This is a genomic window from Paenibacillus sp. J22P15 (assembly GCF_056269345.1).
In genome coordinates this window covers 48703-75097 of the sequence record NZ_JBWDNT010000011.1, presented here as the reverse complement: position 1 = coordinate 75097, position 26395 = coordinate 48703, and the positions used below count along the sequence as shown (strand labels likewise).

Sequence of the window (26395 nt, the reverse complement as noted above, 5' to 3'; positions counted from 1 at the left end):
TCCCTACGCCCCTTCCAAATCTAAAAGTATACGAGTTTTATGTTCTTCTACATAAAAATCTTTTTTAGAAATATACTCCACTTTAAAAGATGTAAAACTAGCCTCTTCAGCTCCTGGTAAAGGAAAGACCATAGTATGTTCAAGTTCCAATTTAGAGAGATCTGTCTGGTTTACAACCTTCAACAACTGCTGTCTGATGGCAGTCCCTGCCTGAAGATGACATTTCGCCAATATTTCCGCTTCTTTCCATAAGCTCATTTCACGCTCGCCATACTTTAATATATTGATAATTGCTGAGAAGTCTTCACGGTCACGTGGTTTGATATTGTCCTCTGACATCCAATTTCGTAAGTTTATGTAGTTTGCTCTAGATGAACCTTTTTTCCGCAACTCACGAATAACACGATCGTGACCGTACTTATAAACAAGTTTCTGCAAACCTTTTTTCCATTCACTATGTCTATTACGAATAGAAGGAGCTTCCACACCCAATAGTTTATCGGCAATGAGATGTATCACATCCCGTTCAGTACCCGTACGAATAAGTAAATAGCATTCCGTATCCAGTTGTTGTACGGGGAGTCGTGTAACTTTCTCCTCCTGATTAAAGGCAAGAACCCATATATTACTAATAGTGTGTTTTTCAAAAAAAATACACTTCCCACCTGCTAATGCCACCAAAGTGGCTGCTACTTGATTAGGCTTTTCACGGTTACTAGATGTTTTTAAAAGGGATTCTTCTATTACCAAGTAGTTTTTATCTATTTGATCAATTGCTATTTTATTGGTGGACTTAGTAATGTTTTTTTGTTCTGTAACTGTACAGCCGGCATACAGAGTAGATAACCGGGACTCCCCCCCACTTAAATGGGGGCTTTTATTATGGCTCCATTGTTGCCATGCATAAGTAACACTATCAATTGAGCGAGCTCGGGGACAATTGTACAAATACTCCGGGTACCAATGCGGTGGACCGACAATAAATATTTGTTCAAAGAATGCGCCTTGCTTCAAGGCTAATGGACTGACAACCGTAACAGAAGATGACAGAGATTCTCGTATTATCCGGCTAACCAAGTCTACGTTGTTTGCCACCTTTACTACTAATCCTGTGTAAACGCCATCCTGTACCCGATCGTTAAGAAAATCCAAAATTGGTTTCTCAGCTGATTCAATGACTGCAATACCAGCATCAACTAATTTTATCGTAGCTTCTTTGAGATTTGGAAACAATAAACCACATTGTTTTACAAGTCGCCTCAACTTTAAATGATCTAACTGATCCTGCGAATTTATAAAAGGCAAAGGGCTTGCCGTTACATAAAAGCGGAATCTCCTTAAATCATTTACAAGTTCGCAGATAAATGCATCTCCCCTAGCTTCCTCATTTAACATCCGTTCAAACTGCGACAGCATGACTGAAAAAACAGACAATGAACTTGACGAAATTTCATGAAAATTCAGCATGTAACGTTGTGATAATTCAAACATACTATTCATAGTTTCTAGTTTGTTCATCGTCGTTCTTCCTTCCAATTTAAGATTTCAATCCCCTGAGGTATCTCAGATAAATTCGGTCGTACTGTTTCCAAACAATGCATGTTCTCCAAATATCTATTATTTATTTCTTCAACCGCCAATGGATATTGGGTTTCCGACCGATCAAGAAGAATGATAGAATTATTATCCGGAAATTTATGAGACCAGTTCAAGTAGCTGACCGCACTGCAATATATAATTACCGTCCATGGCTGCAAGATTACATCACTATTTTTTGACTGTGAAGCAACTACTTCAGATTGGTAAGTATCAGTTGCTCCCTGAAACTGTCGGATTTTCAGTATTTCGTTAAGGTAACCAGATTTATAAGCATCTCCAGATATTACTGCAAATGGGGTTTCCTTTGTTTCGACCTCCAAAGTATCTTTATTACCAATTAAGCATACTTTTGGATCCGAAAACCTAAATACTTGCTTATATTCTATTTTATTAAAGAGTACATCTAAGAAAGCAGACTCTTTATCTTCTGCTCTTCCGACCTGATTGTTTGGTATTTGAAGATGTTGATTATTACTCACACTAATTTCAAATGCGCGTTTTTTGGGTACATAGTGTACTAAACCACCAGCACGAGGGTTTTGTGTCTGAATCATTAGTCGGGTTTCATCATTAATTACTTTAACACCCATAAATGTAGCTATTTTTTGTCTGCCACCCTCACGGAAACGTACCAGCGTACCCACCTGTAACTGGACAAGAGCTGAAAAGTGGTTATGAAGCAAACTGTCATGGGGAACAGACTCGATAATTCCAGCTATTACACCAAGTGCAAGTAAAGACGGGAGAAAGTGTGTAGCCGGAACAGAAATACTCATCACTGATTTTCTATTTTGTTCTGATTGTGTCGAAAAATAGAAACCGGTCTTAATAAAAAAATTAAACCACTCGTGAACTGGTACCCAGTCATTGTTCGAATTATAAAAAAAACGCTTGTTATTAATTGACATTGATCATCTTCCTTTAGTACTTTATGAGCATATTTATTAATAGGTATTCTATACTCTATTCCCACATTCCTCCTGTAGCATGAACCGAGAGGATCCATCGAAAGTCTCTTTAAAATCCCTATCCGCGTGGTGGGAATGGATCATTCCCATAACTGTTTTTATCTCTGATTTGACCATTTAGACGATGTATTACCACTTCAGTACGCTGATTTTTCGCAACTTGTGTAGCCTTGGTAATTGCTGCAGTTTGTGTTTCTGATCTTACCGTTGCCCGAGAATTCCCTGCACCTTTTACCTGCCATCCTCCATTTGGATGAGGAGTTACATGTTGATTTTTTTTATTCATTTTAAGCACGCCTTTCGTTTTCAAATTTATTTTTGAAACCGTTTTATTTTAAATGGAGCATTTTATGCCCCATGAGTTTTCAATTTTATTTTTGAAACCTTTTTTTTAAAAAGAGCTCTCTGAGCCCATTTAAAAAAGACTTCTATATATATATTGCCTTCCACCCTCTTCCAGTAAAACTTCATCACGAGCAATTAAACGAAGATTGTATAATTCAGACAGCTGTGTACTAGCGAGGTTTAACTTTTTCCCATACTCATCAGACAGATGCCTTGCCGTTATTTTTTTCTTTTCATAAACGATATCCAAGACCTCTTTAAGGACTTTTCCTAAGTGGCCGAGAAGCAAGTGGCCGGCGGCACCTTTCCTCGCCATGATGCAGTCTTTGAGGCCTTCCAAAGAACTCCCAATATTGTATTCATGATCATATTCTAAGTTCAAGTTGTCAAGAAAGAGATACTTATCGTGCGTCTTAGCATTATCCCTCATCCATAAAACAACCTTTACTATTATTTCATCAACACCCGATACGTTAATACCATCGACCTCGCTCATGTCATAAAAGAACACAGTACCCTTGGAGGCATTAGAAATTTCCGACTTTATTCTTGAAATCAATTGTTGTAATGAAGGCCGATGTAAAAAGTTTCGCTTGTTGTATTCTGGGCTTAAAAGATGTATACGTACCATAAAACACCGCTCTCTGAGATTTCAATTTTATTTTTGAAATCGAAATCTGTTTTTAGATTACTTCACAATTCCCACGATGTCAATAGAAGCTATACTTGAATTATTAAATAAAAATATGTTCCGTAAAAAAATTCATCCTGTGATATTAGAACAAGATTATCTTCTTTTATAATGTAAGCCGAATTGTGTGTCCTTAAATAAAAATTTACATTTTTGAAATTATACGCTCTCGATGTAACATCAATTAAGCCCTTTCCCCTATATTCATTCACGCGCGAGGAAGCAGTGGTGAATATAGCATTTTTTATGACTGAATGCGAAGTTAAAAAAGGTGAAAATGTATGTTTCAAACTGTTGTATATTCCTAAGCCTGTATCACATATTGCTATACTCACAGTATTTGAAGCTTCATAATGTTGTATACAGGAATAAGGTGAACGCTCTGCATGTTCCAGTGCATTATTTCCAAGTTCAGAAAAAATATTTGCAATATCAGATACCCGGTCCCGTGGTAAAGACTTATCCCGGAGAATTTTTATTATTGAATTATAAAAATTATCTACATCATCCGGATCGGTACACTTAGTTATTTCAAACAAATTGTTTTCTTTATTATTACGATTTCGGTTATAATAACGCTCCATATCTGTCTTACTCTCAAACTGATCACTTATTTCCTTTCCACATACTTTAAAAAAGTTCATTCTTTCCATGTATCCGATAATTTCTACGTTTTCAGGGATAGCTATATCAAGGCGAAAATTCTGATTAAAGAAATCCAAAGTTGATATTAGTACAGCACAGCCTGCAGGGGACAGCCACCCTAATTGACTTAAATCAACCTTAACTGTGTCAGTCCGATGTGATTTAATAATACTGGCACATTGCTTGATCCAGTTATTCACATCCTCTATAGTTTCAAAATTCCCCTTCCGTGCAAGCATACATATTCACATCCAAAAGATTATTATAAAAGCCAAACTTCTAATTGTTATGGTATCAATACCATTATATTTAATCCGCTTTTTTTGCAATAAAGTATATTCTTTCAAATCAATTTTTATGGGGCGTCCGGATCCTGGGATACCATTTCCTTACAACAATGTATGTAGCTGGATCAGCCTGGTCAGTTAAACTGCTCCAGGATACTACAATGTATCTGACATTGTCCTTGTATTGCTCATATAATCCAGGTGATAGTGGTTTTAAAGGCGAACCAGTTATTTCTTCATATGTCACCGTTGAAGATCTTATATCATCAGTTATTACAACTACTTCGCACGCGGTTTTGTACATGTTCTGAAGTCTATCTTTGATTTCAACTGCTCTTATTTCATCCATTTGGTACTGGGTCTTAATAGATTGACACCTATCACATTTTTTATTATAACAATTTGGGCTTAAAACAAGCTACATTTGCCTAAGATTTAAACATGAGGTGAAAATAAATGACAGATAAAATCTCGCCAGAAGCCAGAAGCCGCAATATGAGTGCTATACGTTCAAAAAGAACAAAAATTGAAGATAAGGTTTCAAAAGAACTATGGAATCGTGGATTCCGTTTCAGAAGGAATGTTCGTGATTTAAAAGGCAAACCCGATATTGCAATAAAAAAATATAAAATCGTTATCTTCATTGACAGCTGCTTTTGGCATTCGTGCGAAATACATGGACACATTCCAAAATCAAATTCTGACTATTGGATTGCAAAATTTGGACGAAATAAGCAAAGGGATTTAGAAATAACTCAATATTATAAAGAGCGCAGTTGGAGTATCCTACGGATATGGGAACATGACATTAAAAATAACTTTAACCATGTTATTGATAGCCTGATTGAATTTATTACAACGACAATGAATTTTTATAAATCAAAATAAAAAAGCTAAGTCTCACTTATTAAGTGGATTTAGCTTTTCATTATATTATTTAATCTCAACCACAAAGTGTCTCAGTCATATTTCTGACCCTTTAATATAATATAACAATCAGGACATTCAACTGTACATGTACGTTCATACTCTAATTTTTCTGATGATGATAATCTTAATGGATACGGTTCTATTTCTTTAACAAGCATTACTCCACCACAAGTACAATTAAACAATCAATGTCCCTCCTCTGATTTGCATAAGCATTTAAATATGTCATCAATCATACTTAACAGCAGTTTCCAATATTTAAAGCAAACATGATTTGCCGAGAGTCCATCAATGCTTGGATTACTCGCCAATCCTTTTTCATATTCAAATGATTTAAATCCAGGTAACACCCCATCATGTTGAACAGCATCTCGCATCTTTCTAAGGTCAGTAATCCAATTTTCATTATTGAGATAAATACGACAAAGTTCAGAGAAGTTTTTTTGATGTTGAGGATTTTGTACAAACTTATACATATCCCCATTGGTTTTGATTTTCTTATTCTCTATTATAGATGATATGAATTTTGCCACTACATCTAATGTCACTCTAATTCGAGTCACAAATGCTTCAAACTCATATCTTAAAGGCAAATCGTCCAGTTCAACAATAACGTTGCCTCTGACTGGACGATGCATTAATACTTCTTCTTGAAAAAGCAATCTTAACCTATAAAGGAATTGTGTCTTGTGATAATGGCAAGCATGAAGTGCATCATCAATGTCATGTAAATACCTAGCACTTTCATTAGAAATCATATTTATCTCATTAATTCGTGGAACAATAGAATTCATAAGATTCAAAATTTGATTAGAAAGCTGCTGTGGTTTTCTCATTTCAATATTCGTTTTCATCCCGAACAGAGGGGTAACTGGATTTCCGTACTCATCCACTAAACTAGAGATCAGTGTTATTTGTGAGTACCCTTGATTTCTTTCAGTTATAGGTGACTCATCAGGCAGACAACATTGTTTTAATAAGAAATTGCTGCCACATGGACATGGTTCATCTGGTCTTAACTTCATAGTATTATGCCAATTGAGCCAGAACAGGCTCCATATAACTATCCAAAAACTCTTCTGTAATCCCTTTGATTTTGCGCCGCTTAAACAGAGCATACATCTCTTCGACTGCGCTGTATGAGAAAAATCTAGCGTTCAATGATTGAAATTGTGGACGTGATGCTTCTCTAAATACTTTGTCTCTATCTTCATCAGGCGCAATAATTACATAACGTGTTGGAAATGGTGGAAGAGCATCTTGAAGACCCTTCATTCTTGTTAAGCCACTGGTGACACCTGTGCTATGTTCAACTTCCATAACAGCTGGCATCAACTTGCCATTTTTAAACCAAATGCAATCAATAAGTAATGCAGCCTTTTGAGCATCATGAAACGAAGCCATCACATTTTCTTCTTTTCTCAAAGAACCAATGACTCCATCCATTTCACCTATTTTTTGATTTTTATATACAATGCCTTTATCGTTCTGAGCAACCCAAGTTTTGAATCCCAAATGTTGCCCAATTTCAATTAGAGCAATTTGCATTTGGCAATGTCTACGTTTCATTTCAATGTCTAAATCAGGCGTTTGAATCTCGTCTGGAAGAACCAATGCATCATAGACAATTTCAGTATTAGGCACTTCTGAGATGACCATATCCACTTCAGCTTTGACCATCACATTTGGAGCATGGGGATTTTCTGGACACCACATGATGTGCTTATGACCTGGCTTAATTTTATTATTAGAACTGATGCTCTCAATTCGACCTGGATAACAATAATAAAATTGTGGTGTATGAGCCAACAATGCTTCCAGCACGGAACGTGTGTTGTAGCTTCCACCAAATATTCTATCTACATTGATTGGATGATTTTGAGCAAGCGCATTAGCTAATCTCCAGATCATTTGAGTAGAAATAGATTCTTCTTTTGCATTGCTCCACGTCTCACCTTTATTAGGACGAATTCTTTGAATAACAATTGGTCCTTCTGGCTTCACCACATTAACAATTTTTATCAATGTTGGAGTTTTACTGTGAACGTAATTATAAATATTGTTCTTTGGTAACAATCCAATTTCATGAACAAGGTTAGCTGCGGTTAGTTTGCTCATTCTGTTCCACCTTCAAAAAATCTAGGATAGTTTCAGCAATTCCTTTGGCTGCTTCAAAAGGAACACCATTCCCCACAGTCTTGAATGCGTTCGATAACGTGATGTTTGGAGGTAATTCATATTCCTTTGGTAAGCTTTGCAATGCTAATGCTTCTGCAACTGATAAGCGGCGAGCTTTATATGGGTGCAGATGAACTTCATTATTGCCATACGCCACTGTTGGAGATGGTCTCCATCGATGTAGACGCTTGTATGACTTTTTAGAATCATCACCTTCTGGAATGACCAAGAACTTCGCCAATCCTGCTCTTGGTGTAAAGTATTGATGAGCATTGGGATGGTTTTCTACATTATTTTTTTTGAACCAATAATCAACCGTCAAATCTTCACTAATACCTTCTGGCTTTTCTCGCTCTCCATCTTCAACGAACGGATCCATTCCAGACCATGGCATTGCATTAATATCTTCAAAGCGATATTTCAAATGCTCTTCCCAAGGGAATATGTCTGTTAGAGATTGGTTTTCTTCAAGCTCAATCCCCAAATTATTTAATATACTTTCTTGGAATCCAATTAATATGATTCGTTCACGCTGTTGTGGTGCGCCATATTCAATTGAATTAATCAATCGTTCAGTGGTTAAATACCCACATCCATGCAATTTGGTTTTTATCTGTTCATAAAAAGCGCGATGTTTGGCAGTTCGCCAAAGCCCTTTTACATTCTCAAACAAGAAGAAATCAGGCTTTTGCTTGCAAATTAAATCTACATATGTTGCAGACAACTTGCCGTTTTCACCTTCATGACCTTTATTTTTTCCAGCAACAGAAAAATCAGGACAAGGAGGACCGCCAATGAATCCAACTAAACGTTTTTCATTTTTTGTTTTATTAATAAGTCTTGAAAGAGACTCACTTTCAACTTCTTGCTCAAATTCAGTAATGTCACACAAATGATATCCATACTCTGGCTCCGTGATACCCATAACTCTGCGTGAGTGCATATATGTCTCCAAGAAAGGACGATGATACTCATTAACAAAAGCAACATTAAATCCAGTTTTTTCGAAGCCCAAATCCAAAAAACCTGCGCCAGAAAAAAATGAAAAGATGGTTGGTGCATTATTCATTGTTGTTTACCCTACCTCGAATCAAATTTCGACATATCGAATTAATGTTCACTATTTAGTTCGCATTTTCCTGCTTCCTAGACATTTAATCATAACAAAATAAAAAAGCGTTGACCAGCAGAAGCTAGCCAACGAAACAGCTCGACTCGCTCTTATATCGTTTTCAGGATGGTCCCCTACAAAAAGAGCTTCGCTTGCTTCCACTCCGAGTTTAGACAATGCTCTAATAAAAATTGCTGGGTCAGGCTTACGCAATCCTTCCCATTCCGATATAAGTACTTCATCGAATAAATGACTGATATCCAGTGATTTAAAATTATCATACTGGAATTGTCCATAACCAGCTGTGCCTTAGCTCTGTAAGCATATTCATTAAATTTGGAAAGCCTACACAATGTCTCCAACCATACGGTTTGCGGACCTCATCGGATTTGTCAGATAATTCCTTCATGTTATTCTGAGCAGTACTTTGGGTAGCGTGTATTGTAAGTGCCAATGTAACGATGAGCTGTTAAATGCCGAAGGCAGATTAAATACAAATCCTTCTTTATGTTCGTCACACCATTCCATATAATCTTGTTCTCGATTTTGAAAAAATGAAACCATAAACAATCACTCCAGCTGCATTTATTCATTTACTTTTCTGAAATTTAATTAGTTATTTCATTCGTTAAAGAGCTTCTTCGAATCCAAACACCACTCGGTATTAAATGGGGATTGAGAGATGACTGCTGGAACTTAAGGCTATGGTTACAAAGAGCAGAGGCCTTAATGCGCTTCTTGTAAAAAGCTTCTCACGAACTCTGTTGCGGCTTCACGGTTTGTCTGCAGCAATCCTATGTATGTATCAAAAAAAGCTTGAGCTATCTGTGCATCATGGAGATCCAATTCCAATTCCCCAATAGTATCATTAACTACCCCATTAAACTGCTCTATAGAAGCTTCATCTGGATTTAAACGCTGTAATCGTTGACCGAATTCAATTACGGTACGTTTAATCAACTCTTTATGCTCCATCATTGTCTCAATGCTAATGAATGATCTGTCTAACATAAGCCCCATTCTCCTTTTACTATGTATTGGCCTGGACTATGGTGAATCCTTCTTATTCTAAGTCTATTCCTACTTATAAATCTTTCTAAGACAGTTTGTCCAGTAAAGTCTGTAAAGTTAGAGAAGCATAAAACAAGTGCTTCCTCAATCTCCAGTCCGCTTTTCAGGGTAAAAACAAAATGCACTTTAAATCTTCTCAGCAGTGCATTAGACAATTGATAATCGGTTTAATCAATTTAATGATTAGACAGTCACTAACTTATTTAATATTTCAGTTTGACGTATTGTAAGCACATTCACATTCCATTCGTTACTTTGTTGAATGAATATTTTACTTCCATGGAAGATATCTATACGACTTTCTAAATACTTAGTTTTTTTATCATTAAAATCTGAGTTGTTCAATTTTGAGTTTTTCTTTTTATTAATACGCACCAAATTAGCTAATCTATGAGTCCATTTCTCCATTTCTTGATCGTTTTCGCCAAAAAAATTCGCAGTTTCTTATGGTAGGGTTCCCGGCTAATCTTAAACGCAACATAATACTGGCATTCTACAATCTGCTTTACCATCACTTGTGATACGGTTTGTGATTTAATATCGTTGTTGGGGGCTCTGGCCCCCGATCGAACTAATAGGCTTTTAGAACCGGAGCATCCAGCATAAAAGATTCACTAACTTTCAGCTAATTGAGCACTTACAAACTCACAAGCTGGCCAGCCTGCAATCTTATTTGTTGTTCCTGGCTCCCAAAAAATCAAAGCATCCTCATACCATTCCTTACAGTAATGAAAGCCGCGATAGTGAAATGTGAAAACATCACCTTCTGAATTCTCCACCTGATAAACCTTATCCGGAATAAGATGACGGTATTTCGTGATAACGTAAGCCATGTCAAAACCTCCTCGAAAAATAAATTATCGACTACCCCGGACATCGGGTATCGTTTGCCATCTAGCCTGATCGGCGATGAACGGAAATAACCAAAAACTGTATTCCATCACACATCACAACCACTAGCTCTTATAATAATGTAAAAAAGCTATCGCTGCCCGCGTTTTACGCTCTACGTCCTTTGATTCCATTTCTTCGGCGAGTATCGATATAGCCTTACTTAGTAAATCATTGGTTTCGGTGCTAGTAGTGACTAATTGTTGGTTAATGTACCTTTCAAGTTTTGCGACTTCGATTGGATGCTTAAACTGTGTGACAATAGGTCGGTTTCGGATGAACTCCTTTAACTCTGGTATTAGTTCACTCCGAGGAATAACTGCCTTCCAATCAACAGGACGCTGATGAGATAAGCCTATATCATCAAACTCTTCCTTAAAGCAATATACCCCCAACACCCCTACATGAACGTTTCCGTTGTTCCGATCCTCGATTAATACAATATCTCCGGGTGACATTGTATTACAAAAGGCGTTAACCATTCCCAGATGATAACGGGTTTGTGCTGGATCTTCATGATAGACACGCTCTAATCGTTCACGAATATCTTGTTTGTTAAGACCAGCTAAGTCACCTAGTTTAGGATAACCAATCGCAACAAAGCCTCCACTTAAAAACTCACTAAACTTATCCTCTACATTTAATGGACGAGTCTTGCACTGAAACAACTCCATCACAAATCGCTCCCTCATTCGAATAATTCTTCAAGAGTATCTTGAAGAGGTTCATAATAAAACTTTACCATGTATTATTTCTCGCGTCAATCTTCAAGATGCTCTTCAAGGATACATTAAATAATAAAAGCCAACCCTCATTGGAAGTTGGCTTAAACCCTTGATCTTAGTTTTTAATTTGATATTTTCAGTCTGTTTTGACCCTATACTCAGGCCTCCGGTTGGAGTTTAGCTCGAAATGATGCTAAGTTTTGAATTATCGTCTCGCTTGTCCTACCCATTCGCCATTTGCGTTGTAGTTAAGTGATGATGAGAACCCAGCGGCATTCCACAGTGTATCGAATGCAGGTTTAAGTTTTTTTGCTAGATCAGAAGGATCTACCGGATACGATTCTAGGACAATTTCAGGTAACAATAAATCTTGTTTTTCGATCAAATTGTATTCATGTCCAAAAAATCTCTGATCAATTCCAAGTTTGAACCCTTTAATACCAAGCAAGCTTATCATAAAAACAATAGGAAGTCTTACCCCTAAGTTCGATAAAGCACGTAAGTATTTAAAAACATTTTTTATAATTTCCTCTTCGATGTACTCAGAAGGTATGCTCCGCCTTCCATCCTCTTCTTCACGCAGGATACCGCCAGACTCAACTGCTTCAATTACGCCCTGTTTTGTCAATTGAACGTATGTATGCGGAAGAGTATCTCCAGGCCATTTTGCAAAAGTTATATATCCGTCGAAATTATATTTATAGTCAAGCCCTGTAGTGAAAAAGGCCCATAGGTTTGAACTGTGATTGTTAAAAGATGAAACATCCAGTATTTCATCACCAAATGAACTAAATGGAACCAAATGAACTGCAAGTACATGATTACTGTTTTTCAATTCTATGAATCCAGCGTTATTTTTTATTCTCGAAATACGGGAAAGTCGTAAATCCCGTACCTTTTCTGAGATACCAGCAGAAGAAAGAATGGACGAGCGAATTTCAGTAATATCCATCGGGTGTTTACCTGCTGAATTTCTCGTGTAAAATCTTTGCGTTCCACTCATGTTAACCATATGCGGAAAGTTAAGACTATTAGGTATTCTTATCAGTAATACATATTGTCCCGACCTTAGTGAAATTGCTCTTATTTGTATGCCAAATATACGAGGTTGAACATTTGATCTAATTAACTCTTCTTTCTGCCTAATTAGAGTATCCGTGTTGTCTATAGTGACGCCTACTAGCTCAAAAGGTCTTCCCGTAGGTTGATTGTTAAGCCGCACCTCCGATATTCCGTAAATCAACTCACCACCACCGGAGTTAGCAAACGCAGTAATATCATACAAAAATTCTCGTTTATCATCTCCTGTATTTCCAGGCAACTGTTCTTTGTAATCAAGAAATCGACTTTCTTGAACCTGATCGTTGACTAGCTGTTCGAGGTCTGTTTCAGTTATTTGATCTATTGGCTTACCTATAAGTGACAAGTTACTCAGCCTCCCTAAAATTGCTCCTTCCCCAAATAAGGCAGAAGCTATTCAACTCACTAAATAATAACATACATATCCAATGTTGAGATTTAAGAACTGCGAACAGCTTATTTCTTCTTTCACACGGTGGTAGCGCAATGATGTCAGTATTTGTAGAGTGTATTGTGAAACATGTCCTTTATTCACAGGTCGCCTTCGCATCCAATTATACTTTCGCAATTTTTTTGTCTGTCTGGGTTTGGCCAACGACAGAAAAATGCTCATTTCCTCGATGTCAATATAAAAGGTATGTACCACGCAAAAAAGCCGTTTCCCAGTTTGGGATTACGGCTTTTTTTGTTTCTAGACAAGCGGGTTTCGGACAAGCCCACGATAGTAGTCATACCAACCGTTCTCTTCAAGAATGCCTCTTAGTTGATCACGAGTGCTTTCCTCACGCTCCGCGTCCTTTTGCAGAGCCCAGATAGCGCGCATGTCCCACCCAGATTCCCTGTCCCCAGGGTCAACACCTAGGTAGTTTAAGGGGTACCTCCATGGCGGTACCCCTTATAGTAGAAAATTTAGAAAAGATAACTTACCGAGCAAGGGTCATAAGGCTTAGAAGCCCCGATCCCTTCTCATCTGCTCCAAAATTTCTTCCTTTGAGATGTACCGGAAGTCCAAGACGGAAATCCACTGCTTCACTTTTTCAAAATCCAGAAAGACATAATTGAATCCTTTATTAAACCGAACACTGGGGTACCGGATAGCATCGTAGCCTGCTGAACGTGCGACGTCTGCCACGAATCGTGTGAAAACATAATGAGGCTTATGCCACCCCTCCCCTTCTGCCGGAGAACTGAGCAAGGAAGACCACTGGATGGCTTGAAAAATGCTATTCTCTTCTAATTTTTCATCCATCAAATCGAGAACCTTCAGTGGGACGGACACTTCGATACTTCCGAGCATAATTCCCTCATCTGGCATTCGAGTTTCATAAAAGCACGTCAAGGGGTCTTCGGCTAAATAATAGACCTGATTTCCGGCATGGTTATACCTCCCCTCGGTAATGATTCCCCTTCTGGGCGCCATGAAATCGGCTCTGGAAAAGCTATGATTCGGATCGTATTTTCGAGCTCTGAACATTGGAGATGGGAGGCCACTTGTTGACGGGACATGTTTTGAGAGTCGGTGGATTTCATCGAACACGGTCTGAGCAAACGGATGGCTCAATAGTAAAAAGGGCGTCCGCTGAGCAAGTGCAGCGATTTCCTCTGCATAGGTTTCAAAACGATCGGGCAAATCAAAATGTAACTCATAAGGGACGATGTACGCTGTAACGGGCCCCCCACAATGAGGGCAATTCATTTGTTGAACGAGGTAACGAAATTCCTCTTTAGTGAAAGAGTCCCTTAAATACGTCCCTTCATAGAAGCTATCCAAACCAATGGTATTTCGTTGAAAGTCCAGATCCCGGTTATAAATCCCGGGCCATGCTCGAATAAAATCCTCTGCACAACCCTCGCAATAAAAGGTACTTGTATTAAACCACGATTCCAACTCCATATAAAAGAGCATAGACATCTCTTCAAACCGATCATCCAGTTCATCCGTCGTCTTTTCTACTTGCATAGGGCTATATCACCTATCTATATGTGTATTCTAGAAACTTAGATAAACCTAAAAATGCTTAATCTTTCTATCATCGTATGCGATATCAATAAATTGCTTTAGTTTTTCAAATGAGTCAACTAATCGCATACTTATATGGACCTCTTTTGAATGATTATTCCTAATATTCTCCTCATTGCCTGGAAATAGATAGTTGGCTTCATATTGAATTTTTTTTGAACCATATATATACTTACTACCTTCAGAAAGTAAATGCAAAATATAAATTCCTCCGTTTTCTGTAGATGAACTGAAGAATTTCTGTGTACGGCCCCCATCATTCTTTTTCATTAACACATACCCTAAACAATTTTTTATATCTTTATTGTAATCTACATGATCTAAGCTCATTAAATATTCGTGGGCTTCCATGATCACTCTTTGCACATGTGGTTGATTAATGAAATTCGTTAGGATGTAGCTAATTTTCTTTTGATAGATAAAGCCCATATTCTCGCAGTACGACAAATACTGATTGACTAAAAAGTTCGTTAACTCGTTCAGTGTATATCCCGTATGCTGAGCTACTTCCTCGAAAAATTTATGAACCTCTTGCCATGAAATATATATAGTAGGCTGAATGTTTTCACCCATTGCAAATAAGCGTTGGTGATCACTAATCTGTTGCTCATCTATTCGAGAATCTTCTACTTTCGATTCGACGAGTATTGTGGCATTCCCCATCTGAATGAGTGCATCTGCGATTGAATCTCTTATCTTCCTCGTATCAACTCTTTTTTGAAGCATCGAATGATCGCATATTGCGATGACGTACCCTAATCCTGTTGGGGAAGATAAACGCTTCCCGATTTGCAATTCATATGACCGTGAGCCCGCTATGAGTCCTGATATACCTAAACAACGTGTAATAAATAACTCAGTCAGTTTAGCATCAGAGTGTCGAAGTACATCGATCAACGCTTTTGTCGCATTGTTCTCCTGTTGCGAATAACTATCAAATATGGTCAAACCCTTGATCATACGGATCTTTCCCCTTACTCAAGGCCTCATTATTTTTGTTCGTCATCGCCTTTTTCTGCATTTTGACGCTTTCGTCACGGATTGGCTGAACGGTATTCGCACCTTGAGATGGTCTCAGGGATAACCCTCCTCCCACCTGAAATGTTTAGCTAAATTATACAATAGATTCAAAATGTTAAGTACAAGTTTTAATGAAACCAAAAATAAACAAAAAACGCATTGCTAGAAGCCATTTTTCAGCTATCAGCATGCGTTTTCTCCAATTTAACCTTTTGTGCATTCTGTTAAATACATTCTTCAATCGGTATTTTCGATCTGCAATAGCTATCTGTGGCTCCACCTGAGCACAAGAAAAGTGCCCTACGATACCATATATTCTTAGTGCTTTCCTGAGCCCGTTCGATTGCTTACGTTAAACCTTTTTAATAGCCGTCCATTAGTACGACTCACTTTAGTGAAAATGTCAGAAGGGGTTTTCACTCGCTCATTTAGATAAACGCGTATTTCGTACGCTATTTTCCGCACTAGCGAATATAAGATATTATCTTTGGCGATAACTGGAATTGATTTGATGAAGAAAATTTGGTCGCGGACATGTGAAGAAAAACGAGACGGTTTCTCCAAATCATTGGTACAGCCGAATAATGCGCGCTTTAAATGGTATCCCAAGGAGGACTGGGTGGTATTTCGGGTACGTTTGGAGATTCACCTTATCATGTCATAAACGCAGCGTATCCCGGTTATTTTCAACCTTGGGAATTTTCTAATGTCACGATGAACTATTGGAAGAATCCTGAACATATTAAACTGACGTTTGAGTGGTTTCTTTTTCAAAAGATTGGCTTTTCTTCATATCAAGAAGCGCTTACCAACTTGAAAAAAGCACATTTTTCCCAATATCAACTGACTGGATTCTTTCAAATGGCTTTCGATCATCGATTGTATAATGTGCAGCACTGGATAGCGGAACAAATGATCAACGAAGATCTTAATCGTAAGAAGTGGCTACCTTAAAAAGTCTAAAACGCTCCCTGCAACAATGGATTACTGGACACCAATAATAGCCGAGGAGTACGATCATGAAATTTTCTAAATCTTTGAAGCCATTGTCTGCGAAAAACGCTGTAACAAAGAAGACAAATGAGAAAGAGCCACTGCAATCAAGCCTTAAAATAAACATACAAAAGGTGCATGATACTTTCGGTAGCAGTACGGATATCATCGTCCGCGAGGTTCACATGAAATCCGGAAATCAGCTGTTGGGGGTATTTTACGCCGATGGCTTGGCGGATAAAAAAGGAATCAACGATTTTATAATGGAATCGGTGATGCTGGATATTACTGGTGCTTCGCAACAGCTTTCATCGCCCCCGGAAGCCATACAAGTTTTGAAGAACCACGCTCTCACGATCGGCGATACCAAAGAAGTTACTGATTTTGATACGTTATGCCATTCGATTTTGTCCGGAGAGGTCGTCTTCCTGCTGGACGGGCATGCGATAGGAGTAGCGGCCAGTACACAGGACTGGCAAGACCGCGGGGTAACCGAACCTTCGACCGAATCCGTCATTCGCGGACCGCGCGAAGCGTTCTCCGAAACGCTGCGCACGAATACCGCCTTGCTTAGGCGCAAAATTAAAGACCCTAATCTGTGGTTAGAAACCAAACAAATCGGACGGGTGACCAAAACCGATGTAGCAATAATGTTCATCAAAGGAATAGCGAGTGAAGGCGTAGTCGAAGAAGTTCGCACGCGTTTGGACCGGATCGACATCGATAGTATCCTGGAAAGCGGCTATATCGAAGAATTGATTCAAGACGAAACATTCACTCCTTTTCCGACCGTTTACAATACGGAACGCCCGGATGTCATTGCAGCTGAACTGTTGGAAGGAAAAGTCGCTATTCTGGTAGATGGAACCCCATTCGTTCTAGTCGTCCCGGCTTTGTTTATTTCCTTCTTACAGGCCGCGGAAGATTATTACCAGCGTGCGGATATCAGCAGCCTTGTTCGAATCCTTCGCTACGTCGGTATCATGATCTCGTTACTGGCTCCTTCACTATATGTCGCGATTACGACGTTTCATCAGGAAATGCTGCCTACGCCTCTGTTGCTCAGTTTGGCGGCACAGCGGGAAGGTGTTCCCTTTCCCGCCTTCATCGAGGCGCTGATCATGGAACTGGCCTTCGAGGTCTTACGGGAAGCCGGTCTTCGCATGCCAAGAACGATTGGTCCTGCGGTATCGATCGTCGGAACTTTGGTCATTGGCCAGGCGGCCGTAGAGGCGGGAATTGTATCGGCTGCGATGGTCATCGTTGTCGCTATAACGGCCATTAGCAGCTTTGTATTTCCTTCCTACAGCATGTCTAACGCCTTCCGCATTCTTCGGTTCCCGATGATGGCGCTTGCCGCTTCATTTGGGTTGTTTGGGATTATTATCGGAATCATTGCGATTGTGCTCCATCTGTGCAGTCTTCGCACGTTTGGGGTTCCCTATATGAGTCCTTTTGCTCCGATGATACCTGTTGATCAAAAGGATGCTGTTATCCGGTTGCCAAGGTGGGCCCTATTTTCCCGCCCTCGTCTCATCAATCAGACGAATGTGAATCGCGGAAAAAACCCTCCACCTCCGAAACCAAAACCGCGAGAATGAGGGTCGAATGTTATAAGAAGGAGTTGTACCGTGAAACGAAACGCGTTCTTGTTATCTTTTGTTCTTATCCTGCTGATGTTTGTGACCGGATGCTGGAGTCGCCGTGAGCTCAATGATCTCGCCATTGTGGGAGCTATCGGCATTGATAAAGTGGGTGGTAAATATGAGGTCTCCGTCCAAGTCATCGATCCGAGTGAAGTATCCTCAAAGAAACACAGCAGTGGTCGAACGCCGTCCGTGATGTATGATGCGAGAGGAGAAACGGTGTCTGAGGCCCTCAGAAGGATGGCATCGGTTGCCCCAAGGCAACTCTATTTTTCACATACTCGGATGCTTATTTTAGGGGAAAAGTTGGCGGAGGAAGGCATCCGCGATACGCTTGACTTCCTTTCGAGGTACCACGAGTTCCGAACGGACTTTTACATTGCTGTATCGAAGGGAACGACAGCAAGAGAAGTATTGGGGTTCTTAACCCCCTTGGAAAAAATCCCGGCGAATAAAATGTTTAAATCGCTTGAGGTCTCTAATAAAACGTGGGCACCGACCGTTACCACCCATTTGGATGAGTTGGTGTCTGATCTCATTAGTGAAGGAAAACATCCGGTATTGAGCACCATCCAGATTAAAGGTGACCCTAAACAAGGCGCGAGCAATAAAAATCTGGAAAAAATCGATTCTCCAGCTAATTTGCAATACACGGGAATCGCAGTGTTTAAAAAAGATAAACTACTTGGCTGGCTTAACGAAAAGGAAAGCAAAGGGTACAGCTATATCAGGAATAAAGTGGAACGTACCATCGGTGTTCTGACATGTCCCGGTGGAGGTAAAATATCGAACGAGGTACTCCGCTCGGAAACAAAAGTGAAAGGAAAAGTAGAAAACGGCCATCCCAAAATTGATATCCATATTCGAATCGAACAAAATGTGCTGGATGTGGAATGCAATGTCGACTTAACGAAGAAGGAGACGATTGCCGAGTTGGATAAGAGAGCGAATCAAAAAATTGAGAAATTTGTCAAACACACGATCGAAACTGTACAAAAGCAGTATAAAGTCGACATTTTCGGATTCGGTGAAGCTATTCATCGTGCCGATCCCAAGGCATGGGTGAAGTTGAAAAAAGATTGGGACCAGTATTTTACCGACGATCTGCAGGTTCATGTGATGGTGGATGTAAAGACCCGACGTTTGGGGACCGTATCTAATTCTTTCCTGCAGAACATGAAGGAGTAATGGGGCATGTGGGCGATTTTAGGAATCCTCGCGGCAGCCGCCGCCATCTTCATATTCGAAGCCCCTGCGCTATTCAGAAGGCGGTTAATTAAGGAACTGTGGGTATTTTCAGCTTTGCTCGTAATAGGAATCGGCTTAAGCATCTCGTTGAGTTTACATGTTGAGATTCCGAACCCCCTCGACTGGTTGACCGTCTTATACCGACCGTTTAGTGATTTATTGGAAAGCGCCTTAAAATAAGGAGAAAAACTAAAAATATAGGGCCTCTTTTGACATGACGTTGACTTTGCTTGTGGAAAAATCACGGAATAACGGCGGATTAATGGCCTGAAATCTTCAACATATCGTACTCCATCACTACCGCTATTGTTGTTAGGTGTGGCAATAATACAAAAAAAGGAAGAACCACGGGATAAAGGAGGATTAACATGCCTGAAAACTTTAAAATATCAGCGCGTCAGTTTATGATCCTCGTCCTTCTGTATTCCGTTGGCACGGTTATTTTGCATACTCCAGCACCCTTAGCTAATTTTGCAAAGCAAGATGCGTGGCTTGCAGCCATACTCGGTACCGGGGTTGGGTTGATGCTTGTATGGTTATATATTAAAGTTGGCTATTTGCTCCCCCATCTTACTTTGGATCAGATTATTGAAAAAGTTTTCGGAAAGTGGCTTGGAAAGCTTATCAATTTTACCTTCTTTTTCTGGGCGTTATCGGGTGCTGCACAAGTTACTTTTTATGTTGGCGATTTTATTAAAACCTATTGGATGCCCGAAACACCACTTGTTGCATTAAATACCCTGTTTGCCATGATTGTGATACTAGCTGCCCGTCTTGGCGTTGAAACATTTACACGTTCGGCTGAAATGTTATTCATCCTTTTTTTATTCCTGGTTATTATGCTTATTGTTTTTATTTCACCTCAAGTAGATCTGCAAAATATACTGCCTGTGTTAGAAAATGGCATAACACCGGTTATACAGGCCTCACTTTTTTTTGTGAGTACAATTTCGTTGTCTCCTGTCATGTTTTTAATGATTTTCCCTTCTTTTGTTAGTCATCGCAAGGCAGCTGGAAAAGCCTTTTACATCGGTACATTACTAGGAGGAATCATTTTAATTACCGTTATCCTGCTGAATATTCTCGTTCTTAGTCCAGATATTGTGGCGAGAAATGCCGCTCCAAGCTTTGCGCTTGCGAAAAAGATTAATATTGGGGACTCCCTAACGCGCATCGAAGCAATCATCGCTTTAGCTTGGGTCATTACAACTTACATTCGAGCAGTGATGTACTTTCAAGTATCGGTTGTTGTGTTTGCAAATCTATTTGAAATAAAAAATTACCGCCCGCTTATTGCACCTTTAGGAATGATAATGATTGTATTATCACTTATTGTTTTTCCGAACGTTCAAGCTGTTGCAGACTTTAATAAAAATACTTGGTTGTTCTATGCTTCAACTTATGGGTTCGTATTGCCTTTACTATTGCTTTGTACAGCTAAAATTCGAAAAATATTTGGAGTTCCGCTATCCAAATGACACCTGACCTCGTCATCATTTGGGATTGCTAAGTAGGGGTAGAATTATGCTCGAAAACGGAAAAATATCATCAAAACCATTTATGTTGTTGGTTATATTCTTCACCATTAGAAGCATCTTTCTGGATTCCGTTCAGAATAAACTCTTTATTTTTCTATATGGCCATCATGTTACCCATGAGAAAAATTAATGCAGCGAATCCGAGTGCTCGGTCTCCCGCCTGCTTCTGACGAAGGGTGAGATTGCCGCCTGTTCCTTAGTAATGTTTTATACCCCGACCCTTGCTTAAGGTACATATTTACAGCTTTCTGCTTGATGACCTCGCACGTCGTCATTTCCCAAATGGATAAACGGCACCAATACCAAGTTAATTTCACGGTCGCCGTTCACGTTTGTAGACATTTTCTGCGCTCAAAAGGTGATGAACCCTTGCCTAATGTTGAAGCACTGATTCGCAAAAATATTTTGCCGATTCGACCCGTTCGCAAAGGGCAGCAGAATACGTGCAAAATCCGCTGGAAATCAGTCGTGAGCTTCGTCTATAGAGTAGCATAATTCGTTTCACATGAACATTTTTTAAAGCGGACACTCCATCCGCTTTGTTTGCTATGCGCTTTTTCTTTGCTTTCCCCAAAAAACAAACGGCACAGGACTTTTCCCATGCCGCTTCGGATTTCATTTTTATTACTGTTCTTCTCTTAGAGCTAAACTAAATGACATTGACCACGCGGCAGCTCTTCATTTGTTCAACTATTGTTTTCCCTTAATTGGACCAGCAGTAATAATTTCTTTTTCCATATTGGAAAATTTATCAAAATTGCGAGTAAACCGTTCAGCCAAATCCAAAGCGGCCTTTTTATACGCATCTTGATCCTGCCAAGTATGTCGGGGAACAAGAACATTGCTTGGAACACCCTCTACGAAATCTGGACAGAGCACACCAAAGATCGGATCGGCCGTAAACGTCGCTTGCTCGATACTTCCATTCAAAGCAGCGGTTACCATCGCACGGGTGAAAGTTAAGTTCATCCTCTTTCCTACACCGTAGGGACCGCCGGACCACCCAGTATTAACCAAATACACTTTAACTTGGTGCTCCTCAATTTTATCTCCCAATAGTCTTGCGTACACAGTTGGATGGAGCGGAAGGAAAGGCGCCCCAAAGCAGGTGGAAAATGTCGCCTCCGGTTCCGTTACTCCTCTTTCGGTGCCTGCCAACTTCGAAGTATACCCTGACAAAAAGTGATACATCGCCTGTTCCTTCGTCAGCTTCGAAATAGGAGGCAGCACGCCGAAAGCATCAGCTGTTAAGAAAATGATGACGTTCGGATGACCCGCCTTCCCTGGGATGACTGCACCAGGAATTACGTCGATTGGATAAGCGGCTCGCGTATTTTCTGTCGTCTGAGTATCGTTATAATCTGCTCTGCCTGTCTCTGGATCCAGAACGACATTTTCTAAAACCGAGCCATAACGAATAGCCTGCCAAATTTGAGGTTCCCTTTCTTCGGATAGATTGGCACACTTGGCATAACATCCGCCTTCAAAGTTATAGACCCCTTGATCGGTCCAACCATGTTCATCGTCCCCAATCAAGCGGCGGCTTGCATCAGCGGAAAGCGTCGTTTTTCCTGTTCCGGATAACCCGAAGAATAAAGCAACATCGTCTTTCTCGCCCACATTAGCTGAACAATGCATCGGAAAAACGTCCCGGAAAGGAAGTAAATAATTCAGAACGCTAAAAATCGATTTTTTCATCTCTCCTGCATACTCGGTCCCTCCGATGAGAACCAATTTCCTTTCAAAGGAAAGGCAGATAAACGTTTCAGAGCGCGTACCGTCCACTTCCGGATCAGCTTTTAAGCCCGGCAGTGCGATCACGGTGAACTCCGCAGTATGAGTTTGCAATTCTTCCTGTGTCGGACGAACAAAAAGCTGCCGGACAAATAAATTATGCCACGCATATTCATTCACGATGCGAATGGGTAACCGATACTCCGAATCCGCCCCGGCATAGCCTTCGAATACAAACAAATCCTTATCCGACATATATTCTTGCGCTTTTTGGTAAAGCTGCTCGAACTGAAGCGGTGAGATAGGTTGATTCACAGCCCCCCAATCTATGTGATCCATTACGGAAGGTTCTTGGACAATGAACTTATCTTTTGGGGAACGCCCGGTATATTTCCCTGTGTTTACTTGTAAGGCTCCTGAGGAAGCAAGAACCCCTTCCTTCCGTTCTAATGCAATTTCGACCAGCTGAGACACGGGCAAATTATTATTTACCATACCTATTTTCAACTGCTGCAACTTGGCTTCCATACTTATCAATTCCCTTCGTGGTGTTATCCAAACATTGCTGTTCTTTACAGTCCGAGTCATAAGTAGTCACGCCTATTCTACGCTAAGAGAGGTGCTTTCCATACATGATCCACTCTTTCTTTCATTAGCTGTACGACTCCGACGACACGACTAGTGTAAGCCCTTTCATTGTCATGCCAGGCTAATACCTTAATCTGATCATCCAGCACCGATCAAATTGTTTTTACACTCTCCCTTTACATTTGTGAAACGGTTTCTGCATGTTCCTCTTTAGTGCTCACCCAATAGCTCCGCTCCTGCGATACCTGGGTTCGTCATTTCATATGGATCAAGAATAATTTGGAGTTCCTCTTCCGTTAAAACATTATATAAAAGGCATAGCTCCCGAACTGGTTGTCCCGTTAGAATCGCTTCACGAGCGATCCTTGCTACGACTTCATAACCCAGATGCGGGTTGAGCGCGGTAATGACCCCAACACTTTTCTCGACATACTCTTTGCAGCGCTCTACGTTCGCTTCGATTTCTTCCAAACAATGTACACGGAAAACTTTGAAGGCTTGATTCATCATACTGAGAGATTGAAGCAAATTGAACACGAGCACTGGCTCCATCACATTAAGCTCGAGCTGCCCCGCTTCGGAGGCAAGACAAATCGTATGGTCATTCCCGATGACCTGGAACGCTACCTGATTGACTACCTCAGCCATGACCGGATTGACCTTTCCTGGCATGATGGACGAACCGGGTTGCCGTGCAGGCAGATTCAGCTCCCCGAGCCCAGCACGCGGTCCGGAGGCGAGCAATCGTAAGTCGTTGGCAATCTTAGACATGTTGATCATGCAAACTTTCAATGCGGCTGACACTTCGGTATAGGCATCTGTATTTTGAGTTGCGTCCACCAGGTGATCCGTATTGGTAAGCGGCAGCCCGCTGAGCTCAGCAAGCAATTCCACAACCCGCTTAATGTAGCGGGGATCGGCATTCAGGCCGGTTCCTACGGCTGTTGCACCCATGTTGACTTCGTACATATGGCCGCGAGTTTGTTTTATCCGCTTGATATCGCGCTCGAGTACTCTGCTGTAGGCCTCAAATTCCTGCCCTAGTCGGATCGGCACGCCATCCTGAAGATGCGTCCGCCCCATTTTGATAACCCCGTCGAATTGCACGGCTTTTTTACGAAATGCTGTGAGCATCTCCTCCATCGTCACTAGCAGCTTCTCAATTAAAGAAAGTGTTGCAATATGAATCGCCGTCGGAAAAGCATCGTTGGTCGATTGGGACATATTCACATGCGAATTGGGACTTACTTTAAAATAATCGCCTTTGAATCCCCCGAGAATCTCGATCGCCCGGTTTGCGATGACCTCATTGGTATTCATGTTGATGGACGTTCCTGCTCCGCCTTGTATCGGATCGACGATAAATTGATCATGCCATTTACCGTCCATAATTTCCCGTGCCGCTTGCACAACTGCCTGTCCAATCTGCGGATTCAACTGCCTAATTTCCATATTCGCTGCAGCAGCCGCATGTTTAACGGTTGCCATCGCAAGTATCAATTCTTCATGAATACGATAGCCGGTAATTGGGAAATTTTCTACTGCGCGCAGTGTTTGAATGCCATAATAGGCGTCGGACGGCACTTCCTTAGAGCCAAGAAAATCTTTTTCCACCCTTTGCTCAGTTGTTTTCATGGTTGTTTCCTCCTCGTTATTCTCTTACGCAGCCTTCTTGACGGACTCTAAATATTTCTTTCCTTTGTCCTTGTCGTACTGGCCTTCCCATTTAGCCATGACCACCGCGGCAATAGAATTGCCTATGACATTGACTACTGTCCGGGCCATATCCAGGATACGATCAATACCTGCGATAAAAGCTAGACCTTCAAGCGGAATCCCGACAGATCCGAGTGTGGCAAGCAGGACGACAAACGAAGCGCCTGGCACGCCAGCAATTCCCTTTGAAGTGAGCATCAAGACAAGCATCAACATGATTTGAGAGCTAATCGACATATGGATCCCATACATTTGTGCAATAAATAATGCGGCTATCGCTTGATATAACGTGGATCCGTCCAAATTAAACGAATATCCCGTAGGGACGACAAATGACGTGATTGCCTTCGGTACGCCGAACTTCTCCATTTTTTCCATCATCTTTGGAAGTGCCGTTTCGGAGCTTGCTGTAGAGAAAGCCAGAATGAGTTCGTCTTTTAATATGCGAACAATTGCCATAAGGCTTGTACCGCAAAGCTTAGCAATCAAACCAAGCACGATAACTACAAACAGGAACATGCCGATATACACGGCAAACACCAATTTCCCCAAAGGAATCAAAGAGCCGACACCGAATTTGGATACGGTTACACCAATCAATCCGAATACACCGATCGGCGCAAATTTCATAATTTGGTTCGTCACCCAGAACATCGATTCGGCAACGCCCTGGAAAAAAGATAAAACCGGCTTTCCTTTATCGCCAATCGCAGCAACGCCTAAACCAAACAATACTGAGAAGAAAATGATGGAAAGCATGTCACCGGCTACTAATGATTCAAAAATGTTCTTCGGAACGATATTGACAAATGTGTCGGCAAAGCTGTGACTCGTCACTTTTTCCGTCGCTTCGACATATTTCGTAATATCTGACTTAGCTAGTCCAGCCATATTAATTCCGGCTCCAGGCTGAAAGATATTCGCTATGACCAAGCCGAAAATAATAGCAATCGTCGTCACGATTTCAAAATATAAAAGAGTTTTCCCTCCAAGTCTTCCAAGCTTTTTAATATCTCCTACTCCCGCTACTCCGACAATAAGAGAGGAAACGACTATGGGAACGACAATCATTTTAATCAAACGAATGAAAATGTCTCCCACCGGTTTCAAATAACTTTCTATGGTTGGGTTACCATAAAAAATGGCCCCGACAATAACCCCTAATAATAGTCCAAACAAGATTTGAAAAGCCAAACCAAATTTTTTCATAATAACTCTCCTTTTTTATAAATATAAAGCGCTTTCTTTTGTTTATAAGTTAAAATGTCTTGAATGAGTTTATTGTATGGGGAATCTACAGCAATCTATATGAATCTACATGTTGATAAAAAATTATTTTAGTCCATCCTTCGTCGAATTATTCATTTCGTT

At 40.4% G+C, this 26395-nt stretch carries 26 protein-coding genes and 1 pseudogene; 7 read left to right on the top strand and 20 right to left on the bottom strand.

From position 1 onward, the window contains the following. Nucleotides 1-3: 3 nt before the first annotated feature. From AC0YN6_RS20530 to AC0YN6_RS20510, 5 genes are all read right to left on the bottom strand, one after another. Entirely contained in the window at nucleotides 4-1518 is a 1515-nt protein-coding gene (locus AC0YN6_RS20530; protein WP_475749111.1) for a DISARM anti-phage system protein DrmE domain-containing protein, read from the bottom strand. Continuing rightward, entirely contained in the window at nucleotides 1515-2507 is a 993-nt protein-coding gene (locus tag AC0YN6_RS20525) for a hypothetical protein (RefSeq protein ID WP_475749109.1), read from the bottom strand. The genes AC0YN6_RS20530 and AC0YN6_RS20525 overlap by 4 nt, the downstream gene beginning before the upstream one ends. 118 nt (nucleotides 2508-2625) lie before the next feature. Beyond that, nucleotides 2626-2853, bottom strand: a complete 228-nt coding sequence (locus AC0YN6_RS20520; RefSeq protein WP_475749107.1) for a DUF2188 domain-containing protein — start codon at nucleotides 2851-2853, stop codon at nucleotides 2626-2628. 129 nt (nucleotides 2854-2982) lie between these two features. Next, nucleotides 2983-3543 (bottom strand): hypothetical protein, encoded by a 561-nt coding sequence (locus AC0YN6_RS20515; protein ID WP_475749106.1) that lies wholly within the window; start codon nucleotides 3541-3543, stop codon nucleotides 2983-2985. Nucleotides 3544-3632: 89 nt separating this feature from the next. Next, nucleotides 3633-4487, bottom strand: a complete 855-nt coding sequence (locus AC0YN6_RS20510; RefSeq protein WP_475749104.1) for a hypothetical protein — start codon at nucleotides 4485-4487, stop codon at nucleotides 3633-3635. Nucleotides 4488-4991: 504 nt separating this feature from the next. Here AC0YN6_RS20510 and AC0YN6_RS20505 point away from each other — a divergent pair. Next, nucleotides 4992-5423 carry a very short patch repair endonuclease gene (locus AC0YN6_RS20505; protein WP_475749102.1) on the top strand — a complete coding sequence of 144 codons (432 nt, stop codon included), beginning with the start codon at nucleotides 4992-4994 and terminating at the stop codon, nucleotides 5421-5423. Between the two features lie 227 nt (nucleotides 5424-5650). Here AC0YN6_RS20505 and AC0YN6_RS20500 read toward each other — a convergent pair whose 3' ends face one another. From AC0YN6_RS20500 to AC0YN6_RS20445, 12 genes and pseudogenes are all read right to left on the bottom strand, one after another. Continuing rightward, on the bottom strand, nucleotides 5651-6490 hold the full coding sequence (locus AC0YN6_RS20500; protein ID WP_475749099.1) for an SEC-C domain-containing protein: 840 nt from the start codon (nucleotides 6488-6490) through the stop codon (nucleotides 5651-5653). A gap of 4 nt (nucleotides 6491-6494) precedes the next feature. Then, entirely contained in the window at nucleotides 6495-7583 is a 1089-nt protein-coding gene (locus AC0YN6_RS20495; RefSeq protein WP_475749097.1) for a restriction endonuclease, read from the bottom strand. Beyond that, the gene (locus AC0YN6_RS20490; protein ID WP_475749095.1) at nucleotides 7561-8712 is read right to left on the bottom strand and encodes a DNA cytosine methyltransferase; all 1152 of its coding nucleotides are present in this window, start codon (nucleotides 8710-8712) and stop codon (nucleotides 7561-7563) included. The genes AC0YN6_RS20495 and AC0YN6_RS20490 overlap by 23 nt, the downstream gene beginning before the upstream one ends. 51 nt (nucleotides 8713-8763) lie before the next feature. Continuing rightward, entirely contained in the window at nucleotides 8764-9012 is a 249-nt protein-coding gene (locus tag AC0YN6_RS20485; RefSeq protein ID WP_475749196.1) for an HAD family hydrolase, read from the bottom strand. 468 nt (nucleotides 9013-9480) lie between these two features. Then, nucleotides 9481-9765: a hypothetical protein gene (locus AC0YN6_RS20480; protein WP_475749093.1), complete on the bottom strand. Its 285-nt coding sequence runs from the start codon at nucleotides 9763-9765 to the stop codon at nucleotides 9481-9483. A 243-nt stretch (nucleotides 9766-10008) separates the two neighbouring features. Continuing rightward, nucleotides 10009-10236, bottom strand: a pseudogene (locus AC0YN6_RS20475) (GmrSD restriction endonuclease domain-containing protein); the annotation flags it as partial. 203 nt (nucleotides 10237-10439) lie between these two features. Beyond that, the gene (locus AC0YN6_RS20470; protein WP_475749091.1) at nucleotides 10440-10658 is read right to left on the bottom strand and encodes a hypothetical protein; all 219 of its coding nucleotides are present in this window, start codon (nucleotides 10656-10658) and stop codon (nucleotides 10440-10442) included. Between the two features lie 123 nt (nucleotides 10659-10781). Next, entirely contained in the window at nucleotides 10782-11390 is a 609-nt protein-coding gene (locus AC0YN6_RS20465; protein WP_475749089.1) for a hypothetical protein, read from the bottom strand. A gap of 256 nt (nucleotides 11391-11646) precedes the next feature. Then, the gene (locus AC0YN6_RS20460) at nucleotides 11647-12867 is read right to left on the bottom strand and encodes an AlbA family DNA-binding domain-containing protein (protein WP_475749088.1); all 1221 of its coding nucleotides are present in this window, start codon (nucleotides 12865-12867) and stop codon (nucleotides 11647-11649) included. Between the two features lie 345 nt (nucleotides 12868-13212). After that, the gene (locus tag AC0YN6_RS20455) at nucleotides 13213-13344 is read right to left on the bottom strand and encodes a hypothetical protein (RefSeq protein WP_475749086.1); all 132 of its coding nucleotides are present in this window, start codon (nucleotides 13342-13344) and stop codon (nucleotides 13213-13215) included. Nucleotides 13345-13467: 123 nt separating this feature from the next. After that, nucleotides 13468-14481, bottom strand: coding sequence for an RES family NAD+ phosphorylase (locus AC0YN6_RS20450; protein ID WP_475749084.1), 1014 nt, complete (start codon nucleotides 14479-14481; stop codon nucleotides 13468-13470). A 48-nt stretch (nucleotides 14482-14529) separates the two neighbouring features. After that, nucleotides 14530-15501, bottom strand: coding sequence for a hypothetical protein (locus AC0YN6_RS20445; protein ID WP_475749083.1), 972 nt, complete (start codon nucleotides 15499-15501; stop codon nucleotides 14530-14532). Nucleotides 15502-16158: 657 nt separating this feature from the next. On the opposite strand from AC0YN6_RS20445, the gene AC0YN6_RS20440 reads away from it, so the two are divergent. The 6 genes from AC0YN6_RS20440 to AC0YN6_RS20415 all read left to right on the top strand — a co-directional run bounded on the left by AC0YN6_RS20440 (nucleotide 16159) and on the right by AC0YN6_RS20415 (nucleotide 21481). Next, entirely contained in the window at nucleotides 16159-16515 is a 357-nt protein-coding gene (locus AC0YN6_RS20440) for a hypothetical protein (RefSeq protein ID WP_475749081.1), read from the top strand. A 65-nt stretch (nucleotides 16516-16580) separates the two neighbouring features. Then, complete coding sequence (locus AC0YN6_RS20435) at nucleotides 16581-18155, top strand: spore germination protein (protein WP_475749079.1); 1575 nt, start codon at nucleotides 16581-16583, stop codon at nucleotides 18153-18155. A gap of 30 nt (nucleotides 18156-18185) precedes the next feature. Then, complete coding sequence (locus AC0YN6_RS20430) at nucleotides 18186-19388, top strand: Ger(x)C family spore germination protein (RefSeq protein ID WP_475749078.1); 1203 nt, start codon at nucleotides 18186-18188, stop codon at nucleotides 19386-19388. A gap of 6 nt (nucleotides 19389-19394) precedes the next feature. Further along, nucleotides 19395-19628, top strand: coding sequence for a hypothetical protein (locus tag AC0YN6_RS20425; protein ID WP_475749077.1), 234 nt, complete (start codon nucleotides 19395-19397; stop codon nucleotides 19626-19628). Between the two features lie 188 nt (nucleotides 19629-19816). After that, nucleotides 19817-20926 (top strand): GerAB/ArcD/ProY family transporter, encoded by a 1110-nt coding sequence (locus AC0YN6_RS20420; protein ID WP_475749076.1) that lies wholly within the window; start codon nucleotides 19817-19819, stop codon nucleotides 20924-20926. 429 nt (nucleotides 20927-21355) lie between these two features. Next, nucleotides 21356-21481: a hypothetical protein gene (locus tag AC0YN6_RS20415; RefSeq protein WP_475749075.1), complete on the top strand. Its 126-nt coding sequence runs from the start codon at nucleotides 21356-21358 to the stop codon at nucleotides 21479-21481. Between the two features lie 195 nt (nucleotides 21482-21676). Here AC0YN6_RS20415 and pckA read toward each other — a convergent pair whose 3' ends face one another. From pckA to AC0YN6_RS20400, 3 genes are all read right to left on the bottom strand, one after another. Next, entirely contained in the window at nucleotides 21677-23248 is a 1572-nt protein-coding gene (gene pckA, locus AC0YN6_RS20410; RefSeq protein WP_475749074.1) for a phosphoenolpyruvate carboxykinase (ATP), read from the bottom strand. Nucleotides 23249-23518: 270 nt separating this feature from the next. After that, a complete protein-coding gene (gene aspA / locus AC0YN6_RS20405; protein ID WP_475749073.1) occupies nucleotides 23519-24943 on the bottom strand; it encodes an aspartate ammonia-lyase in 1425 nt (474 codons plus the stop codon). A gap of 24 nt (nucleotides 24944-24967) precedes the next feature. Continuing rightward, nucleotides 24968-26233 (bottom strand): cation:dicarboxylate symporter family transporter, encoded by a 1266-nt coding sequence (locus AC0YN6_RS20400; RefSeq protein ID WP_475749072.1) that lies wholly within the window; start codon nucleotides 26231-26233, stop codon nucleotides 24968-24970. Nucleotides 26234-26395: the final 162 nt, after the last annotated feature.

Coding starts and splice junctions, on each gene's coding strand:
- AC0YN6_RS20530 (WP_475749111.1), bottom strand. CDS start 1,518: ATGAACAAACTAGAAACTATGAATAGTATGTTTGAATTATCACAACGT.
- AC0YN6_RS20525 (WP_475749109.1), bottom strand. CDS start 2,507: ATGTCAATTAATAACAAGCGTTTTTTTTATAATTCGAACAATGACTGG.
- AC0YN6_RS20520 (WP_475749107.1), bottom strand. CDS start 2,853: ATGAATAAAAAAAATCAACATGTAACTCCTCATCCAAATGGAGGATGG.
- AC0YN6_RS20515 (WP_475749106.1), bottom strand. CDS start 3,543: ATGGTACGTATACATCTTTTAAGCCCAGAATACAACAAGCGAAACTTT.
- AC0YN6_RS20510 (WP_475749104.1), bottom strand. CDS start 4,487: ATGCTTGCACGGAAGGGGAATTTTGAAACTATAGAGGATGTGAATAAC.
- AC0YN6_RS20505 (WP_475749102.1), top strand. CDS start 4,992: ATGACAGATAAAATCTCGCCAGAAGCCAGAAGCCGCAATATGAGTGCT.
- AC0YN6_RS20500 (WP_475749099.1), bottom strand. CDS start 6,490: ATGAAGTTAAGACCAGATGAACCATGTCCATGTGGCAGCAATTTCTTA.
- AC0YN6_RS20495 (WP_475749097.1), bottom strand. CDS start 7,583: ATGAGCAAACTAACCGCAGCTAACCTTGTTCATGAAATTGGATTGTTA.
- AC0YN6_RS20490 (WP_475749095.1), bottom strand. CDS start 8,712: ATGAATAATGCACCAACCATCTTTTCATTTTTTTCTGGCGCAGGTTTT.
- AC0YN6_RS20480 (WP_475749093.1), bottom strand. CDS start 9,765: ATGTTAGACAGATCATTCATTAGCATTGAGACAATGATGGAGCATAAA.
- AC0YN6_RS20470 (WP_475749091.1), bottom strand. CDS start 10,658: ATGGCTTACGTTATCACGAAATACCGTCATCTTATTCCGGATAAGGTT.
- AC0YN6_RS20465 (WP_475749089.1), bottom strand. CDS start 11,390: ATGGAGTTGTTTCAGTGCAAGACTCGTCCATTAAATGTAGAGGATAAG.
- AC0YN6_RS20455 (WP_475749086.1), bottom strand. CDS start 13,344: ATGCGCGCTATCTGGGCTCTGCAAAAGGACGCGGAGCGTGAGGAAAGC.
- AC0YN6_RS20450 (WP_475749084.1), bottom strand. CDS start 14,481: ATGCAAGTAGAAAAGACGACGGATGAACTGGATGATCGGTTTGAAGAG.
- AC0YN6_RS20445 (WP_475749083.1), bottom strand. CDS start 15,501: ATGATCAAGGGTTTGACCATATTTGATAGTTATTCGCAACAGGAGAAC.
- AC0YN6_RS20440 (WP_475749081.1), top strand. CDS start 16,159: ATGGTATCCCAAGGAGGACTGGGTGGTATTTCGGGTACGTTTGGAGAT.
- AC0YN6_RS20435 (WP_475749079.1), top strand. CDS start 16,581: ATGAAATTTTCTAAATCTTTGAAGCCATTGTCTGCGAAAAACGCTGTA.
- AC0YN6_RS20425 (WP_475749077.1), top strand. CDS start 19,395: ATGTGGGCGATTTTAGGAATCCTCGCGGCAGCCGCCGCCATCTTCATA.
- AC0YN6_RS20420 (WP_475749076.1), top strand. CDS start 19,817: ATGCCTGAAAACTTTAAAATATCAGCGCGTCAGTTTATGATCCTCGTC.
- pckA (WP_475749074.1), bottom strand. CDS start 23,248: ATGGAAGCCAAGTTGCAGCAGTTGAAAATAGGTATGGTAAATAATAAT.
- aspA (WP_475749073.1), bottom strand. CDS start 24,943: ATGAAAACAACTGAGCAAAGGGTGGAAAAAGATTTTCTTGGCTCTAAG.
- AC0YN6_RS20400 (WP_475749072.1), bottom strand. CDS start 26,233: ATGAAAAAATTTGGTTTGGCTTTTCAAATCTTGTTTGGACTATTATTA.